The 16,701-nt window shown below is 70.5% G+C and carries 15 protein-coding genes; 7 read left to right on the top strand and 8 right to left on the bottom strand.

Going from position 1 to position 16,701, the window contains the following annotated elements:
* Positions 1-3 precede the first annotated feature (3 nt).
* Positions 4-1,095 carry a hypothetical protein gene (locus AB5J53_RS22990; RefSeq protein WP_369247554.1) on the top strand — a complete coding sequence of 364 codons (1,092 nt, stop codon included), beginning with the start codon at positions 4-6 and terminating at the stop codon, positions 1,093-1,095.
* Between the two features lie 4 nt (positions 1,096-1,099).
* Here the strand turns inward: AB5J53_RS22990 and AB5J53_RS22985 are convergent, their stop codons facing one another.
* On the bottom strand, positions 1,100-1,810 hold the full coding sequence (locus tag AB5J53_RS22985; protein ID WP_369247553.1) for a response regulator transcription factor: 711 nt from the start codon (positions 1,808-1,810) through the stop codon (positions 1,100-1,102).
* Between the two features lie 135 nt (positions 1,811-1,945).
* Positions 1,946-4,000 carry a pectinesterase family protein gene (locus tag AB5J53_RS22980; RefSeq protein WP_369247552.1) on the bottom strand — a complete coding sequence of 685 codons (2,055 nt, stop codon included), beginning with the start codon at positions 3,998-4,000 and terminating at the stop codon, positions 1,946-1,948.
* Positions 4,001-4,166: 166 nt separating this feature from the next.
* On the opposite strand from AB5J53_RS22980, the gene AB5J53_RS22975 reads away from it, so the two are divergent.
* Positions 4,167-4,823 (top strand): RNA polymerase sigma factor, encoded by a 657-nt coding sequence (locus tag AB5J53_RS22975; protein ID WP_369247551.1) that lies wholly within the window; start codon positions 4,167-4,169, stop codon positions 4,821-4,823.
* Positions 4,820-5,923, top strand: coding sequence for a CU044_5270 family protein (locus AB5J53_RS22970; RefSeq protein ID WP_369247550.1), 1,104 nt, complete (start codon positions 4,820-4,822; stop codon positions 5,921-5,923). The genes AB5J53_RS22975 and AB5J53_RS22970 overlap by 4 nt, the downstream gene beginning before the upstream one ends.
* A 26-nt stretch (positions 5,924-5,949) precedes the next feature.
* On the opposite strand, the gene AB5J53_RS22965 is transcribed toward AB5J53_RS22970, so the two are convergent.
* The 4 genes from AB5J53_RS22965 to AB5J53_RS22950 all read right to left on the bottom strand — a co-directional run bounded on the left by AB5J53_RS22965 (position 5,950) and on the right by AB5J53_RS22950 (position 9,729).
* Entirely contained in the window at positions 5,950-7,407 is a 1,458-nt protein-coding gene (locus AB5J53_RS22965) for a sensor histidine kinase (RefSeq protein WP_369247549.1), read from the bottom strand.
* Positions 7,404-8,135, bottom strand: a complete 732-nt coding sequence (locus AB5J53_RS22960) for a response regulator transcription factor (protein WP_369247548.1) — start codon at positions 8,133-8,135, stop codon at positions 7,404-7,406. The genes AB5J53_RS22965 and AB5J53_RS22960 overlap by 4 nt, the downstream gene beginning before the upstream one ends.
* 121 nt (positions 8,136-8,256) lie before the next feature.
* The gene (locus AB5J53_RS22955) at positions 8,257-8,469 is read right to left on the bottom strand and encodes a hypothetical protein (protein WP_369247547.1); all 213 of its coding nucleotides are present in this window, start codon (positions 8,467-8,469) and stop codon (positions 8,257-8,259) included.
* Positions 8,470-8,484: 15 nt separating this feature from the next.
* Positions 8,485-9,729 (bottom strand): S1C family serine protease, encoded by a 1,245-nt coding sequence (locus AB5J53_RS22950; protein ID WP_369247546.1) that lies wholly within the window; start codon positions 9,727-9,729, stop codon positions 8,485-8,487.
* A gap of 378 nt (positions 9,730-10,107) precedes the next feature.
* Between AB5J53_RS22950 and AB5J53_RS22945 the strand changes: the two genes are divergently transcribed.
* A complete protein-coding gene (locus AB5J53_RS22945; protein ID WP_369247545.1) occupies positions 10,108-11,859 on the top strand; it encodes a trypsin-like serine protease in 1,752 nt (583 codons plus the stop codon).
* Between the two features lie 75 nt (positions 11,860-11,934).
* Here AB5J53_RS22945 and AB5J53_RS22940 read toward each other — a convergent pair whose 3' ends face one another.
* Together AB5J53_RS22940 and AB5J53_RS22935 are read right to left on the bottom strand one after the other, a co-directional pair.
* Entirely contained in the window at positions 11,935-12,957 is a 1,023-nt protein-coding gene (locus tag AB5J53_RS22940; protein ID WP_369247544.1) for a LacI family DNA-binding transcriptional regulator, read from the bottom strand.
* 23 nt (positions 12,958-12,980) lie between these two features.
* A complete protein-coding gene (locus AB5J53_RS22935; RefSeq protein ID WP_369247543.1) occupies positions 12,981-13,799 on the bottom strand; it encodes a winged-helix domain-containing protein in 819 nt (272 codons plus the stop codon).
* A 252-nt stretch (positions 13,800-14,051) separates the two neighbouring features.
* On the opposite strand from AB5J53_RS22935, the gene AB5J53_RS22930 reads away from it, so the two are divergent.
* From AB5J53_RS22930 to AB5J53_RS22920, 3 genes are all read left to right on the top strand, one after another.
* On the top strand, positions 14,052-14,903 hold the full coding sequence (locus tag AB5J53_RS22930) for an alpha/beta hydrolase family protein (protein WP_369247542.1): 852 nt from the start codon (positions 14,052-14,054) through the stop codon (positions 14,901-14,903).
* A gap of 90 nt (positions 14,904-14,993) precedes the next feature.
* Entirely contained in the window at positions 14,994-15,248 is a 255-nt protein-coding gene (locus AB5J53_RS22925; protein ID WP_362026818.1) for a MoaD/ThiS family protein, read from the top strand.
* A gap of 8 nt (positions 15,249-15,256) precedes the next feature.
* Positions 15,257-16,537 carry a hypothetical protein gene (locus AB5J53_RS22920; protein WP_369247541.1) on the top strand — a complete coding sequence of 427 codons (1,281 nt, stop codon included), beginning with the start codon at positions 15,257-15,259 and terminating at the stop codon, positions 16,535-16,537.
* Positions 16,538-16,701 lie beyond the last annotated feature (164 nt).

Below are 16,701 nucleotides of genomic sequence, written 5' to 3'. Positions count from 1 at the left end.
CCCATGCCGTACCCCCCCACGACACCTGAGCGCCCTGGACGGCTGACCGGTCCGGCGCGAGCGGTCCTCCTGTCGGTCGCGCTCGGCACGACGGCCGCCCTGACCACGGCCTGTTCCGGGCCGGGCGGGGTGGACCTGGGCACGGACTGGAAGGGCTCCTCGACCTTCGCGCTCGCCAAGGTCAACGGCTTGGTGACGGTGGTCGGGATCAACCCGGACAAGTCCAGGGCGCAGAGCCTGGCTGTCGTGCCCCAGCAGGCGGACGACGACGATTCGATCAGCCCGCACATTGTCCGACTCGCCGACGGGCGTTGGCTGTTGACGGTTCCCCGTAAGGGTGGCAAGCCGGACCGGCGCTACGAGATCGACCGCAAGGACCACACCCTCGACGGCATGACGGGCGACGAGCGGCTGCGCAGGATCCTGCCCGGCAAGACGCTGGTCGCCGAGGTCGCGGGGCTGCCCGACACCAAGGCGGCGAGCGGCACGGCCGACTCCAGTGTGCTGGTCCGCGACCCGGCCGACTGGACCACCGAGCGTGAGCTGAAGGTCCCCGGCACTGTCACCCTCGCGGCTTCCGACGCGGCCTCGGACACGGTCTGCCTGGGCAGTGGTTCGGGCACTGGCACGAAGATCTCCGCGGCGCGGCTGACCGACGGCAGGATCACTTCCGTACGCGTCCCGAGCGGTCTGGACGTCCAGGACCTCGCGTGTCCGTCCGGACACCCGGTCGTCGTCGGGTCGCCGGCCTCGGGAGCCCCGGGCAAGTCGGGTGCCGTCAAGGTCGCCCTCAGGCGCGATGCCGACGCGACCGCGGTCTCGGTGGACGGCGGGCGGGCCGATGCCGTGGCGGCGACGGGCTCGTCGATCGTGGTCGCGGTGGCCGCGGGCGGCGACACCGAACTGGTGGAGGTCGACGCCACCACCGGCAAGGAACTGCACCGCGCCCGCGTCAAGGGCCTCACCGGCTCCTTGGACCTCACCCACACCTCGGCCGGCTGGCTCGTCTACGCCGAGAACACGGTGACCCGCGTGGACCTCACGACGGGCAAGGCCAAGCGGTTCGACCTGCCGGGGACCCTGCTGGACTCCTGACCGGCTATTTCGCCCGCAGCGTGTAACCGAGCCCCCGCACGGTGGTGTGGATGAGCCGCGGTCCGCCGTGGCTCTCCAGCTTCCGGCGCAGATACATCACGTACACGTCCAGCGTGTTGGACGCCGGCTCGAAGTCGAAGCCCCAGACCTCCTTGAGGATCCGGGGCCGGCCGAGGACCCTGGCCGGGTGCCGCAGCAGGTACTCCAGCAGGGCGTACTCGGTCCTGGTGAGGTCGAGGGAATGGCCGGCGCGGGTGACCGTGCGGGTGCGCGGGTCCATGGCGACGTCCTCGAAGGAGAGCAGGGCGTCGGGGGCCGGACCCGGCTCCGTGGGCCTTTGCTGCGGGCTGCGGCGCAGCAGCGCCCTGACCCGCGCGAGGAGTTCCTCGCTCGCGAACGGTTTCATCAGGTAGTCGTCGGCGCCGTTGTCGAGCGCGACGATACGGTCGCCGACGGCGTCCCGGCCGGTGATCATCAGGATGGGGACGGTGAACCCGGACGCCCGTATCCGCCGGGTGGCGGCCAGCCCGTCGAGTCCGGGCATGGTGACGTCCATCAGCACCAGGTCGGGGCGCCCGTCGGCCCCGGCCACCAGGTCGAGGGCCTCGCGCCCATCTCCGGCGAGGACGGTCTCGTACCCCTCGAACCTGAGCAGCCGGCCGAGCCCCTCACGTACGGCCACGTCGTCGTCGGCCAGCAGGATCTTCCGCGCCATCGCTCCAACGTGTAACGGGGGGCTGTGGCGGGGCTCGGAGCGGGGTGTGGGGAGGCTGGGCGGTGTCCGGCGCCCAGCCTCCCCGGCCGGGGAGAACCCCGGCTTCCCCGGGAGGCCCCCCAGCCTCCCGGGGCGTCAGGAGGCGGTGGGCGTCCAGTTGCCCAGCCAGTCCGCGACCTCCTGGTCCGCGGCCTGGGCGTCGGTGAGCTGCGGGCGGTCGCCGCTCGCGCCGCCAGCGCCCGCGCCGGTGTTCCTGTACTCGGCGAACCGGTCGTCCTTCCAGGAGAAGCCGCCCATGTCCGACCACGGCGTGGACTTGATCGCGGCGCTCAGGGTGGTGTTGCGGACGGTGCTCTGCGGGTCGACGGTCGTGTCACCGCTGGGGTGCCAGTTGCGGCCGAGGTAGAAGGAGGCCGCCGTCACGTCTCCGCTGATCGCCGACCGGTTGATGAGGATGCCCTTGCGGTTCGCGGGCGTGCTGGGTGCGGTGACGTACCCGGCCGAGGTGCCGTTCCAGCGCTTCTTCAGCGTGATGACCGACTTGTCGACCACGACCGTCGCCCGGCCGAAGACGAAGTCGACGTTGCCCGTGATGTAGGAGTTCGCGATGTAGACGCGGCCGAGCTTGTCCTTGGCGGCGGTCTCCAGCTCCAGGGTGTCCTGGTCGCCGTTGACGATGACCCCGTCGAGGACGATCTTGTCGGCGGAGGTCAACAGCGCCACCGCCTGGTTGGCGATGTCCTGGTGCTTGGCCTCGTCGAAGTCGTTGCTGACGGTGAGGTTGCGGACCTGGGAGTCGTCGGACTGGACGGAGAGGGTGGCGCTGCCCGGCGTGCCGTAGGTGCCCGAGCCGTCGGGCTTGGTCGTCCCCGCCGCGTTGTCGTAGACGATCACCGTGTCCTTACGGCTGCTGCCCGTGCCCTGGAGGGTGACGTGCGGCTTGTTCGAGGGGACCTTGACCGTCTCGCGGTACGTGCCCGGCTTGACGGAGATCACGACGCGCGCGGTGTTGTTCGCCGGTACGGCGTCGACGGCGGCCTGGACGGTCTTGTACTGGCCGGTGCCGTCCTTGGCCACGGTGAGGGTGGTGGCCGCGGTGGTGGTGGCCGTACCGAGTGAACTCTGCGGCCCGGCGGCGATCTTGAGCAGCGCGGGCAGGTCGGCCGCCTTGTCGAGCGTGTAGCCGTAGTACGTCTTCGGGTCGAACGCCGTACCGCCGCCGCTCTCGTTGCGGCCGCTGGTGCCGGAGAAGACGTTGCCGCTCTGGACGAGGGTGGCCGTGCTGTCGCGGATGACGGGGTTGTTCATGCCCGAGAAGTAGCTGTTCTGCAGGACCATCCTGGTGTTGCCGCGCGCGTAGTTGCCGTACGAGGACGTGATGGCGGTGCCCGGCTCGTCCTGAAGGTAGTTGTTGTAGAGGTGCGCGTGGGCGACGTTGTCGGTGGACGGGTTGCGCTGCTCGGTCTCGCGTATCCAGTTGTGGTGGATCGTGATGTCGGCGGTGGTGTTGTCGGTCCAGCCGATGCCGAGCGCCTTGTTCTCGTTGCTCAGCTTGTTGTACGACACCGTCAGGTACGTGGTGTCCTTGCGGCTGTCGATGAGCCCGTCGGCCATGTGCCGGATGTCGTTGTGGTCGATCCAGACGTGGTGCGCGCCGTCCATCTGGATGCCGTCGTAGTCGTGCTCCTTGTCGTTCCAGACGCCCTGGTAGGCGTCCCGGATCGTCAGGTTGCGGATGATGACGTTGTGCACGCCCTGGCCGAGGAAGAAGCCGCCGCCGACGATCTGCCCGGATGTTCCGGAGCCGATGATCGTCTTGTTGTCGGCGACCTTGATCTCCTTGCCCACCGGGTCCATGTCGATGGTGGCGGCCACGACGATGACGTACGGGTCGGACGCCGTCGCATACTTCTCCAGGTCGGCGAGCGTCTTCACGGTGACGGTCTTGCCGTCCCGGCCGCCGTAGGTGCCGTTCTGGCCCAGCGCGTCGACCGACGCGAACCCGTCGGCGGTGGCGGTGGCCCACGTGGGGGCGGAGGTCGCCGCCGACGCCTTGGGCTGTGCGTCCTCGCCGAAGATGCCGAAGACGGCGCCGTACGCCATGGCTCCGGCGGCGGTCAGGGCCAGGGGGACGCCGACGTACAGTGCGGTCTTCCGTCTGCGGTGGCGCGCCTTGCGGATGTCACTCATCTTGGCGGGTCCGTTCAAGGTCTGTGGAGGGGAGGGTCGCTGCGTGGTCGCCGCCGGTGGCTGATTGGTTGCCATGGGGCGTGTGGACGCGGCGGGGATGACGTGTGACACAGGTCACGGGAAGGCCGTGTGGGGTGCCGGACAGCTCATGAAGGTGAGCACTCATATGCGAACCCGGGTACGGGCCGGGGAATCGAGCGCGTTCGCGGAGCTCTACGACAGCTACGCCCGCGCGGTCTACAACCATGCCTTCCGGCTGACCGCTGACTGGTCGACGGCCGAGGACGTGATGGCCACGACGTTCATGGAGGCGTGGCGGCTGCGCGACAAGGTCGACCCGGAGGGCGGCTCGCTGCGGCCCTGGCTGCTGGGCATCGCCACCAACACCGCGCGCAACCAGTACCGGAGCAACCGGCGGTACCGGGCGGCGGCCGGCGTCGCCGCGGCGGCCGAGCTGTCGGTGCCCGACCATGCCGAGGAGGTGGCCGACCGGGTCGACGACCGGCGGCGCCTCGCGACGGCGCTCACCGCGCTCGCCGCGCTGCGCAGACCGGAGCGCGAGGTCATCGCGCTCTGCCTGGGGGAGGGCCTGGACTACGAGGCTGCGGCGGAGGCGCTCGGGATTCCGGTGGGCACGGTCGCCTCCCGGCTCTCCCGCGCCCGCAAGAAGCTGCGGGCGCTCGCGGAAGCCGAACTGGCGCGACCCACAGGGGAGGTGGCGCTCAGAAAAGTTCGCGGAAATCGGGAAGGCGGCCACCCCGGCCGACAGATAAGAGGCGATCACGCACACGCGATCCGGCCCGCACAGGAAGGAAACCGATGAACGCGAACACGTCCCGGCAGAGCCCTGCCGAGTGGGAAGAAGGCGCACAGCTCTTCGACCGGACGACGCGTGACCTGCCGACGGGCCGTCACCAGTTCCACAAGGAGCGCATGATGGCCCAGATTCACGAGCTGCAGCAGGATGAGCGCACCACGACGGCCGCCCCCGCGAAGGCACGACGGCTCAGGCTGCCGCGTCCGGCGATCGTGCTGCCCGCCATGGCGGCGGCCGTGGCGGGGGCGGTTGTCGCCGGGAGCGCGATGTCCGGTGGTGGCGGAGTCAGGGACGGCGGTCTCGCCACCGGACCCGCCCTGACCACCCAGGTAGGTGTCGCGACCACCAAGGGTGTACCGCAGCTCCTCGACCAGATCTCGCTGGCGGCGGCCGACGGGTCCCACCCGGCTGTCAAGCCCGGTCAGTACATCTACATCGAGTCCAAGACGGCCGACACTTTCCTGAGGACAGTCGACGGCAGGACCAGCCCGGCCAGCCATGCGCTGCATCGCCGCCAGATGTGGAAGTCCCCGGACGGCACCAAGGGCTGGCTGATCGACCCGGCCGTCAACGACAGCCCCGAGGGCGAGACCCTGAGCCTGCCGGACGAGCAGGGCAACACCCCGAAGGCGAACCTGAACGGTCCGTCCTACGACTACCTGGCCAAGCTGACCACCGATCCCGACGCGCTGCTGGCCAAGATCTACAAGGAGACGAAGGGCCAGGGCAACTCCCCCGACCAGGAGGCGTTCACGACCATCGGAGACCTGCTCGGCCAGAGCTACCCGCCGGCCGAGCTGTACTCGACGCTGTTCAAGGCCGCCGCGAAGATCCCCGGCGTTGTCGTCGTCGAGGACGCGGTGGACGCGGTGGGCCGGCACGGGGTCGCGGTGGCCCGTCTCGACGAGACCAGCGGTGAGCGCGAGGAGTGGATCTTCGACAAGCGGACCCACGTCTTCCTCGGCGAGCGTTCGGTCCAGGTGAAGCAGAACACCGGAACCGACGCCCTGATCAAGCCCGGCACGGTGACCTTCACCAGCGCCATCCTGAAGCGGGCCGTGGTCGACGGTATGAAGCAGACGCCGTCACGGTCCCAGGCGGGCTGACGCCGACCGGGGCCGGGGAGGGCCCGCTACGGCGCCTCGGGCGGTGGGGTCGGCGCGCCCGGCAGGCGGATCGTCGCCACCGTGCCGCCGCCCGCGGCGGGGGTCAGGGACACTTCGCCGCCCGACTGCTGCACGGTGCGCGCCACGATCGACAGGCCGAGGCCGGAGCCGGGCAGGGCGCGGGCGCTCGGGGAGCGCCAGAAGCGGTCGAAGACGTGCGGGAGCTCGTCGGAGGGGATGCCGGGGCCGTGGTCGCGGACGGTGAGTTCGCCGTCCTTGAGCACGACGTCGATCGTGCCGCCGTCGGGGCTGAACTTCACCGCGTTGTCGAGGATGTTCACGATCGCCCGCTCCAGGGCCGACGGCTCCGCCCGTACGAACCAGGGCTGCACGTCCGCCGTGATCGTCAGCTCCGGCCCGCGCAGCCGCGCGCGGCGCAGGGCGGCCTCGACGGTGTCCTGCAACGCGACCACCTGCACGCGGTCGGCCGGCGTCCCCGCGTCCGAGCGGGACAGTGTCTGCAAGTCGCCGATCAGCGCGGCCAGTTCGGTCATCTGGGCGGTGACCGAGGCGAGCAGCGCCTTGCGGTCCGCCGGGGGGATCGGGCGGCCCATTTCCTCACTGCGGGTGAGGAGTTCGATGTTCGTACGGAGGGAGGTGAGGGGGGTGCGGAGTTCGTGGCCCGCGTCCGCGATGAGCTGCTGTTGCAGGTCGCGGGAGCTCGCGAGCGCGGAGGTCATCGCGTTGAAGGAGCGGGAGAGACGGGCGATCTCGTCCTCGCTGTCCTCTTCGACCGGGATGCGGACGGAGAGGTCCTCGGTGCGGGCTACATGCTCCACCGCCTCGGTGAGCTTGTCGACGGGGCGGAGACCCGCGCGGGCGACCGCCAGGCCGGCCGCTCCGGCGCCGACGACTCCGATGCCGGAGACGAGGAGCAGGAGGAGGGCCAAGTCGTTGAGGGTGGACTGGGTGCTCTTCAGGGGGATGGCTACGAGGAGGGCGGCGTCCTGGACCAGAGATGGCGGGCCGCCCGGAACCTCGCTGGTGACGACGAGCGGCACGGTCAGCACCCGTACGGCGTTGCCGTCGCTGTCGGTTCCGGTCCGGAACGTGTCCTCGCCCAATTTCGGGTCCTTGGCCACGTCCTCGTCGCTGTCGGCGACCTTCACCGTGCCCGCAGAGCCGTCGAAGGCGCAGACGGTGCCGTTTGCCTGGACCACCTGGAAGTAGTAGTCGGACCGTCCGCGGGGGTTGTCGCTGCTGCTCTTCGGATCCTGGCCACAGTTCTTGGTGGCGCGCTGGACCGATCCGTACTGCACGGGTCCCTTCTGCGCCTGGAGATTGTTGTCGACCTCGTCGTACAACTTCCCCTGCACGATGAACCAGCACGTCACCGAAACAGCCGCCACTCCGAACGCCACCGCAGCAGCGACGAGCAACGCCAACCGTGACCGCAGCGGAAGCGACCTGAACCTGCGGATCACTCCGCGCCGCCCGAGCGCAGCACGTACCCCACGCCCCGCACGGTGTGGACGAGGCGCGGCTCGCCGCCCGCCTCGGTCTTGCGGCGCAGGTACATGACGTACACGTCGAGGGAGTTGGAGGAGGGCTCGAAGTCGAAGCCCCAGACCGCCTTGAGGATCTGCTCGCGGGTGAGGACCTGGCGCGGGTGGGCCAGGAACATCTCCAGGAGGGTGAATTCCGTGCGGGTCAGCTCCACCGGGCGTCCGGCCCGGGTGACCTCGCGGGTCGCCAGGTCCATGCGGAGGTCGCCGAAGATGAGCGCGTCGTCCTCCTGCGTGCCGACCGCCGCTGCGGCGTAGGAACTGCGCCGCAGCAGGGCCCGGACCCGGGCGAAGAGTTCGTCGAGCTCGAAGGGCTTGACGAGGTAGTCGTCGGCGCCGGCGTCCAGGCCGGTGACGCGGTCGCCCACGGTGTCGCGGGCCGTGAGCATCAGGATCGGCGTGGTCGTGCCCGCGCCGCGCATCCGGCGGGCCGCCGTCAGGCCGTCCATGCGGGGCATCTGGATGTCCAGGACGACCAGGTCGGGCTGGTAGGCGGTGGCCTTCTCCAGCGCGTCCGCGCCGTCGACCGCGACCTGGGTGTCGTACCCCTCGAAGGCGAGGCTGCGCTGGAGTGCTTCGCGCACGGCCGGCTCGTCGTCGACGATCAGGATGCGCTGGGGTTCACGGTCGCCTTCGGCGGGGCTCATGGGCTGGAGTTCCTCGGGTGCGGTGGGACGGTGACGGTGACGCCTTTCAGCCTCGCACGTTTGAGGGCGGGGGCGGAAAGGCTCAGCCGGGGGTGACCGGCTCAGCCGGGGAAGGGCCGGCTCAGCTCGGCAGCGAGCTCAGTGCGCTCAGCCGGCGCAGCGGGATCTTGCGGCGGTGCGGGCGCGCGGCGGACATACGCAGTCCCATCAGCTGCGGGACGGCCACCTCCGGGGTCCGCTCCGCCGGGGCGTGCAGTTCGTGCGCCACTTCCAGGGCCAGGACGAAACCGGCCGGGTCGCTGTCGGCGATGATGTGGGAGACACGCGTGATCATGTGAACCTCCAGGTGTCAGCTGTCGGAGCCGCCGGCCCGCAGAGTGGCCAGGTCGGACTTCACGGTGTTGATCGGGATGGCGAAGCCGAGGCCGACGCTGCCGGCGCTCGACGAGGACGAGGACGAGTCCGAAGCGGCCGAGTACATCGCGGAGTTGATGCCGATGATGTTGCCGTTCATGTCGATCAGCGCGCCGCCGGAGTTGCCCGGGTTCAGCGAGGCGTCGGTCTGGATCGCCTTGTACGTCGTCGTCGACGAACCGGTGTCGCCGTTGAACTGCCGGCCGCCGAAGGAGAACGGCCACTGGTCGCTGCCGCCGCCCTGGTCTTGCTGCTGGCCCTGGCTCTCGTCCGTCGAGACGGTCACGTCACGGTCGAGAGCCGAGACGATGCCGCTGGTGACGGTGCCGGTCAGGCCCTCGGGGGAGCCGATCGCGACGACGTCGTCGCCGACCTGGACGCCGTCGGAGTTGCCGAGCGTGGCGACCTTCAGGCCGGAGGGCGCGTTCTCCAGCTCGATCAGCGCGAGGTCCTTCTTGCTGTCGGTGCCGACGACCTTCGCGGTGTACGACTTGCCGTTGCTCAGCTGCGCCTTGATCTCGGAGGCGCCCGAGACGACGTGGTTGTTGGTGATGATCTCGCCGCTCGACGAGATGATCACGCCCGAGCCGGTGGACGAACCGGCGTTCGAGGTCGCGCTGATCTCCACGATGCTCGGGCTGACCGCCTGGGCGACCCCGGCGACGGTGCCCTTCTTCGCCGTCGGCACCACGTTCGTGCTGGTGCTGCTCGACGTGGTGTCCTTGCCGGTCAGCTCCTGGATGCCGTACGCCGTACCGCCTCCGATGGCCGCGGCGACTATCGCCACGGCGGCCAGCAGGGCCAGCGGGCCCTTCGCGCGCTTCTTGGCGGGAGCGGGGGTCTCCGCCTGGACAGGAGCCGCGGCGAGCACCGCGGTGGAGCCGGCGTCCGGCTCGGGGTAACCCGCGTACGCGCCGCCGTTGTACCCGTCACCGCCGTTGCCACCGTGACCGGAGCCCGGCCACACGGTGGTACCCGGCTCGACGGCGACCGGCGCGACCGGCTGGTACGCCGGCGGGGGAGGCCACTCGGGGTTCACGGGGGAGGAGGCGTGCTGCTGCTGGGGGTACGCCGACCGCAGGGGGTCGGTCGCCTGCTGGCCGTCGCCCTGGACGTACCCGGACTGGCCGTCCTGCTGGGGGTGCTCGTACTCGCCGCTGCGGCGGAAGCTCTCGGTCATGGAAAAAGACTGTCCCCCGATCATGAGAGCTCCCTGAGTCCCCGCTGAGAAGCCCGACAGAACCTCGTATGCCCGATATAAAGGCGCTCGGGCCCGGGAAACAGCGGGTTGCGGTGGGGTGATGGCGGGGAACGCGGCGGACGAACACTTGTCTGCCTGCTGTGAAGCCCGTGTGCGCAGGGGCGCGTGAGGCCTACGATCTCCGCGCCGGAGGGGGGCTCCGCGGTTACGCCTGAATCGATGCAAGCGACGGCGAGCATGCACATGCGTGTGCAAGCGATTGCTGTCGTCGATCAGGCGGGTGCGTCGTACGCCCTTCTCGGGCCCTTTACGACACGGAACGACACCACACGCACCCACACACCCCAGGAGTCCTGAGTGATACGTGCCCTGCGCGGCCGCCTGAGACGCCCCGTCACGGCGTTGCCCGCGGCCGCCCTCGCGCTGGCGCTGAGCTGCGCCGGCGCCCTCGCGGCGCAGCCCGCGGCCGCGGCCGACAACCCGCCCGGACTGCCCGACGCGAGCGTCGCCCAGTCGGCGAACCCCGCGCCGACCGCCTCCGACAAGGAACTGCGCAACCGGGTCGTCGAGGCCGCCAAGGACCAGGCGGCCCCGGAGACGACCCCCAAGAAGACTCCCTTCATCATCGGCGGCAGCGAGACGACGATCTCCTCCGCCCCGTGGATGGTCCAGCTCGCCTACTACGACGACACCACCGGCGCGGGCTACTTCTGCGGCGGCACCCTCGTCGCCCCGAACAAGGTCCTGACGGCGGCCCACTGCGTCGCCGGCCTGGACTGGGCGAAGAACGGCGCCGTGCTGGCCGGGGCCACCGACCTGTACGACGACACCAACGGCACCGTCGCGGGCGTCTGGCGCCAGTGGAACCACCCCCGCTACAACCCCACGACCATCCAGAACGACATCGCGGTCCTCACCCTGGACCGCCCGCTGGAACAGAAGTGGATGCGGCTGGCGTACCTCAACGACCTCGCGTACGTCAGCCCGGGGGCGACCGCCACGGTCTACGGCTGGGGCCTGACCTCAGGCACCGGAACCGAGCTGTCCGCGAAGCTGCGCAAGGCCGATCTCCCGATCGTCGACGACGCCACCTGCAACAGCGCCATGCAGTCCGTCCTCGGTGAGGACGACTTCATCGAGGGGTCGATGTTCTGCGCGGGCACCCCGGCCTCCGGCACCGACGAGGGCACCACGAGCCCCTGCAACGGTGACTCCGGCGGCCCGGTGATCGCCGGCAACAAGATCATCGGCATCGTCTCCTGGGGTGTCGAGGGCTGCACCGCCAAGGGCGCCTACCCGGTCTTCACCAAGGTCGGCTCGTACGCCTGGGCCGCCCAGCCGCGCATCGACGACACCGACCTGTCCTTCGACGGCAAGGCCGACATCCTGGCCCGTACGCCCTCCGGCGGCCTGTTCGAGCAGGACAGCAAGGGCACCTCGCTCGCCACGCGTGCGTTCCAGGGCACCGGCTGGCAGGGCATCAGCTGGGGCCTGCAGGCCGACCTGGACCGGGACTTCTACCAGGACCTGATCGTCCGCGACAAGGGCGACGGCAAGCTGTACCGCAGCTACATGAACCACTCCAGCGGTGAGTTCGAGTGGATGCAGATCAGCTCGGTCTGGGGCGGCTACAAGTCGTACGCCATCCCCGGCGACATGACCGGTGACGCCCGCCCCGACCTCGTCGCGGTGGACGCCGACGGCTCGGTCTACCTCTACCCGGGCAAGGGCAACGGCCAGTTCTACGCCCGCGTCAAGGTCGTCAACCAGGCCTGGAAGAACGTCAAGATCTTCGGCCACGGCGACCTGACCGGCGACGGCCGCGCCGACCTGCTGGTCCGCAACAGCTCCGGCGTCCTGTACCTCTACCGGGGCACCCAGCAGGAGCACGCGCCCTGGTCGGCACGGATCCAGGCGCGTACGGGCTGGAACTTCACCTCGTACGTCTCCAACGGCGATGTGACGGGCGACGGCATCGCCGACGTCATCACCCGCGACTCCGGCGGCACGCTCTGGCTCTACCCGGGCACCAACAAGGCGTCCAGCAGCCTCTTCGGCTCACGCAAGAGCCTGGGCACGGGCTTCAACCAGTACAACTTGCTGTTCTAGATCGCAGAAGACCCGCGCCCCGTAAGGGGCGCGGGGAACTGCGCGATCAGCCACAGGCGGCCCGCAGCTGCCCCACTACTCGCAGCCGCAGGACCTGCGTACGACCAACCGCGACGGGAAGAGCTTCAAGCGCTCACGCCGGGACCCGGCAACGCGCAACCCGTCATCGAGCACAAGGTCGACCGCGGCGCGGGCCATGGCCGACCGGTCCGATGCAATCGTTGTCAAAGGCGGGTCCGTCAGCGCGGCTTCCTTGACGTCGTCGAAGCCGGCGACGGCCAGCTCCCCGGGCACGTCGATGCGCAGCTCGCGCGCCGCCCGCAGCAGACCGATCGCCTGGTCGTCCGTGGAGCAGAAAATGGCCGGCGGCCGATCCGGCCCGGCCAGCAGCCCCAGGGCGACCTGATACGCGTCGTAGCGGTTGTACGGCGCCTCGAAGAGGCGTCCCTCCGTGGAGATCCCGGCTTCCTGCATCGCGCGCCGCCAGCCCTCGACGTGGTCGGAGACCGGGTCGCCGACGGCGGGCGTCTCCGCCGTACCGCCGAGACAGGCGACGTACTCATACCCGTGCTCGAGGAGGTGGCGGACGGCGAGCTGGGCGCCTCCGAGGTCGTCCGTGACGACCGCGACGTCGTCGATCGCCTCGGGCCGCTCGTGCAGCAGCACCACACGGGCGTCCCACGCGTCGATCTCGGCGGCCGCGTGGTCGTTCAGCGCGTGGCTGACCAGGATCAGCCCGGAGACCCGCATGCCGAGGAAGGCCCGCAGATAGTGGACCTCGCGCTCGGCGATGTAGTCGGTGTTGCCGACGAGCACCATTTTTCCGCGCTCGGCGGCGGCCTGTTCGACCGCGTGCGCCATCTCGCCGAAGAACGGCTGGCGCGCATCCGGGATGATCAGGCCTATGAGCTCGGTCCGCCGCGACGCCATGGCCTGGGCGACCCGGTCGGGCCGGTACCCCAGCTCCTTGATCGCGGCGAGAACGCGCTCGCGCGTGGCCGGGGCAACCGGCCTCGGTCCGTTGTTGATGACATAGCTGACGACGGCGGTGGAAGTACCCGCCAGCCGCGCCACATCATCCCTAGTCACCTTGGCCACGCGCGGAGTCTACGCGGATGGACCTACCTCTGGGCAGGGCGTACGGCGGCTTCCTGTGTCTCCGCTGTGGCCTCCGCCGAGTCGACGGCGTCCAGGTGCGCCGTCTCGTCCGCATCATCCGGCTTTGGCTGGGCCGCCTTGGCCCTCGCCTCGTCCGCGGCGCGGTCCACCTTCTCGGGAGTAACGAATCGATAACCGACGTTCCGCACGGTTCCGATGAGCGACTCGTGCTCGGGTCCGAGCTTCGCGCGCAGTCGTCGTACGTGGACGTCGACCGTCCGCGTGCCACCGAAGTAGTCGTAGCCCCAGACCTCCTGGAGCAGCTGGGCGCGGGTGAAGACGCGGCCCGGGTGCTGCGCGAGGTACTTCAGGAGCTCGAACTCCTTGAAGGTCAGGTCGAGGACCCGGCCCTTGAGCTTGGCGCTGTACGTCGCCTCGTCCACGGAGAGGTCGCCGTTGCGGATCTCCATGGGGGAGTCGTCGTTGACGATCTGCTGGCGGCCCATGGCCAGCCGCAGACGGGCCTCGACCTCGGCCGGACCGGCCGTGTCCAGGAGTACGTCGTCGATGCCCCAGTCGGCGGTGACGGCCGCGAGGCCGCCTTCGGTGACGACGAGGATGAGGGGGCAGCCGGGGCCCGTGGACCGCAGCAGCTGACACAGGCTGCGGACCTGCGGGAGGTCCCGTCGCCCGTCGATCAGGATGACGTCGGCACCCGGGGTGTCGACGAGAGCGGGGCCTTCCGCCGGAGCCACTCGCACGTTGTGCAGGAGCAGGCCGAGAGCGGGAAGCACCTCCGTCGACGGCTGAAGGGCATTGGTCAGGAGCAGCAGAGAACTCATCGCGCCCCACCTGCCTGGGTCGTCATACGTTCGTGCACGGTTCGCTCGCCCATAACGTCTGGTTCCTCCTCGGTCCCTGCGAGGACGTTTGCGGCACTGCTTTGTACGTGCGGCTCCCGCGCCCCTGGGATCCGCGATGCGTCCGAGGCCCCGTACACCTGCGGTTTCCCGCTTCGTATACAACGCTTCCGAAAGCACAAAAGGACCCGGGGGCTACGCTGCCCGAGTCCTCTGCCCAGCAGAATAGCCCACATGAGCTCAGGTCCGGCAGGTCAAGTGACGCGATCTTCCAATAGTCCACACCTTGAGACAGCACCGCGCACCCCTTTGCGGAGGTTTCTGCGCACGGTCGACGGGGTGACGATCGATGCGGCGTACGACCCTGGAACGCGGCCTTCTGGTGACCTCGCGATCGTCGTCGCGCACGGTTTCACGGGCGATCTGGACCGCCCGCACGTGCGCCGCGCGGCGGGTGTCCTCGGGCGGAACGCGGCGGTGGTCACCTTCTCCTTCCGTGGTCACGGGGCCTCCGGCGGCCGCTCCACGGTCGGCGACCGGGAGGTGCACGACCTGGCGGCCGCGGTGGCGTGGGCGCGGGAGCTGGGGCACGCGCGGGTCGCGACCGTCGGGTTCTCGATGGGCGGCTCGGTGGTGCTGCGGCACGCGGCGCTGCACCCGGCGGCCGGTTCGGAGCACGAGGGGCGCACGGAAGCGCATGCGGACGCGGTGGTTTCGGTGAGCGCACCGGCCCGTTGGTATTACCGGGGCACGGCCCCTATGCGGCGTGTGCACTGGCTGGTAACCCGGCCGGTGGGGCGGGCCGTGGGCCGCTACGGGCTGCGTACGCGGATCCACCACCGCGAGTGGGACCCGGTCCCCGCCTCTCCCGTCGAGTCGGTCCCCCTCATCGCACCCACCCCGCTGCTGATCGTCCACGGCGACCAGGACGGCTATTTCCCGGTGGACCACCCGCGGATGCTGGCCGAGGCCTCCGGGGACCACGCCGAGCTGTGGCTGGAGCACGGGATGGGCCACGCCGAGAACGCGGCCGACGACGAGCTGCTCGCCCGAATCGGGGACTGGATCGCCGCGCACGCGGGCTAGCCTGGCGGGGTTCACAGGATCCACTGATGTACGCGATCCACCGATGCAGGCGATCCACTGGGATCACGTATCCACTGATTGAGGAACGAGATGGCAAAGGGCACGGTGCGTTACTGGGCCGCCGCCAAGGCCGCGGCCGGCGTAGCCGAGGAGCCGTACGACGCGAGCACGCTCGCCGAGGCGCTCGACGCGGCGCGCGAGCGACACCCCGGCGAACTGGTCCGCGTCCTGCGGCGATGCTCGTTCCTCATCGACGGTGACCCCGTGGGGACCCGCGGGCATGAGACGGTACGGCTGGCCGAGGGCGGCACGGTCGAGGTGCTCCCGCCGTTCGCAGGAGGGTGAGCGAAACGATGAGCAACCAGCCGTATGAGCCCCCGTACGAGCCGCCGTACGAGGGGTACGACCCGTATCAGCAGCACCAGCAGCACCAGCAGCACCAGCAGCCTCCGCAGGCCGCGCCGCAGCCCGAGTGGCAGCAGTACACGCAGCAGTGGGAGGGGCAGACCTGGGAGACGCAGGCGCAGGCGCCGGTTTCCGCGGCGGACACGGCGTATCTGCCTCCGCAGGGGTATGCCGAGCCGTCTCCCTACGGCACCGTCGGCCAGCCTCTCCCGCCGGAGGCGCCGGCGCCCGAGTGGACGCCCCCGTACGAGCCCTCTGCCTACACGGCGCCCGGCGTGGGTGGCTTTGCCCACCCGTCCGACATGGGGGTCCCCCAAGGTCCTTCGGACACCGGGGGAGGGACGAGTGCCCAAAGCGGGAGCGGGTACGGCACGGGCGCTCCAGCGCCCCATCAAGCGCCCGCTCCCCATGTCGCGCCCGACTCACAGGTCACCCCCGACTACGGCCCCCCCACCATCACCGGCAACCCGCGCGTCACCGACGCCCAGCGTGCCCGGGCCGAAGGGCGGTCGCCGATCATTGAGCCCGGGATGCGGCCGGCCGTGCTCACGGCGGGGCTGGGGCTGCTGCTGTCCGGTGCGGCGGCCATCGGGGAGTTCGCGCTCGTTGTACCCCTCGTGCTGCTGCAGGCCGTCACGGCGGCGGGATGGTTCCGGCTGAACGGGATGTGGCCGGCCCGGCAGGGCATCGCGCTGGCGTTCCTGGGCGCGGTGACCGCGGACGTGGCGCTGCTCGTGACCGGCCGGGAGAACGCGCCCGCCGCGATCCTCGGCACTCTCGGCGTGTGGGTGCTGCTCACCCTCGTTCTGCAGCTGCGCAGCCACGCCGACCCGGACACCCGGATGTACGGCCTGATGGCGACCGTCGCCTCGGCGGCACTGGCGATCGTCGCGGCCGGGCACCTCGCCGCGGAGCCGGACGCCGTCACGGTGGGCGCGGCCGCCGTCGCCGTGGCGATCCTCGCCCGTGCGCTGCCGCTGCCCACGACGGCCTCCGTGGTGGTCGCGCTGCTGGCCGCCGCGGGCGCCGGTGTCGCGGTGGGCGGGATGACCGACCTGGGCTCGCGGGGCGCCTTCCTCGGCCTCGCCGCGGGCGTCTGCGCGCTGATCGGCCACCGGGTCGCGAGCTACGACTACCCGTCGCGTTTCGTCCACTTCACCGCGGGTGTGGCCCTTCCGCTGGCCGCCGCGGCCCCGGCGGTGTACCTGCTGGGCCGCGCGCTGGGCTAGGGCCTGTCCGGCGGATCAGGCCGGAGGGGAGCTGCGGCGCCTGATAATCGCAGGTGAGCGGGGTCTGGTGCGTGCAGCTGCAAGGCGGAGGAGGGCGTCGACGCGGAGCGTCGGCAACCGACGACAACGCCGCAGATGTGCGTGCCAGGCCCCGCGTCTCCGAC

The organism is Streptomyces sp. R41 (assembly GCF_041053055.1).
In the GTDB taxonomy this organism is placed as follows: domain Bacteria; phylum Actinomycetota; class Actinomycetes; order Streptomycetales; family Streptomycetaceae; genus Streptomyces.
The sequence above is the reverse complement of the archived record's forward strand: the minus strand, read 5'-3'. Positions and strand labels throughout refer to the sequence as shown.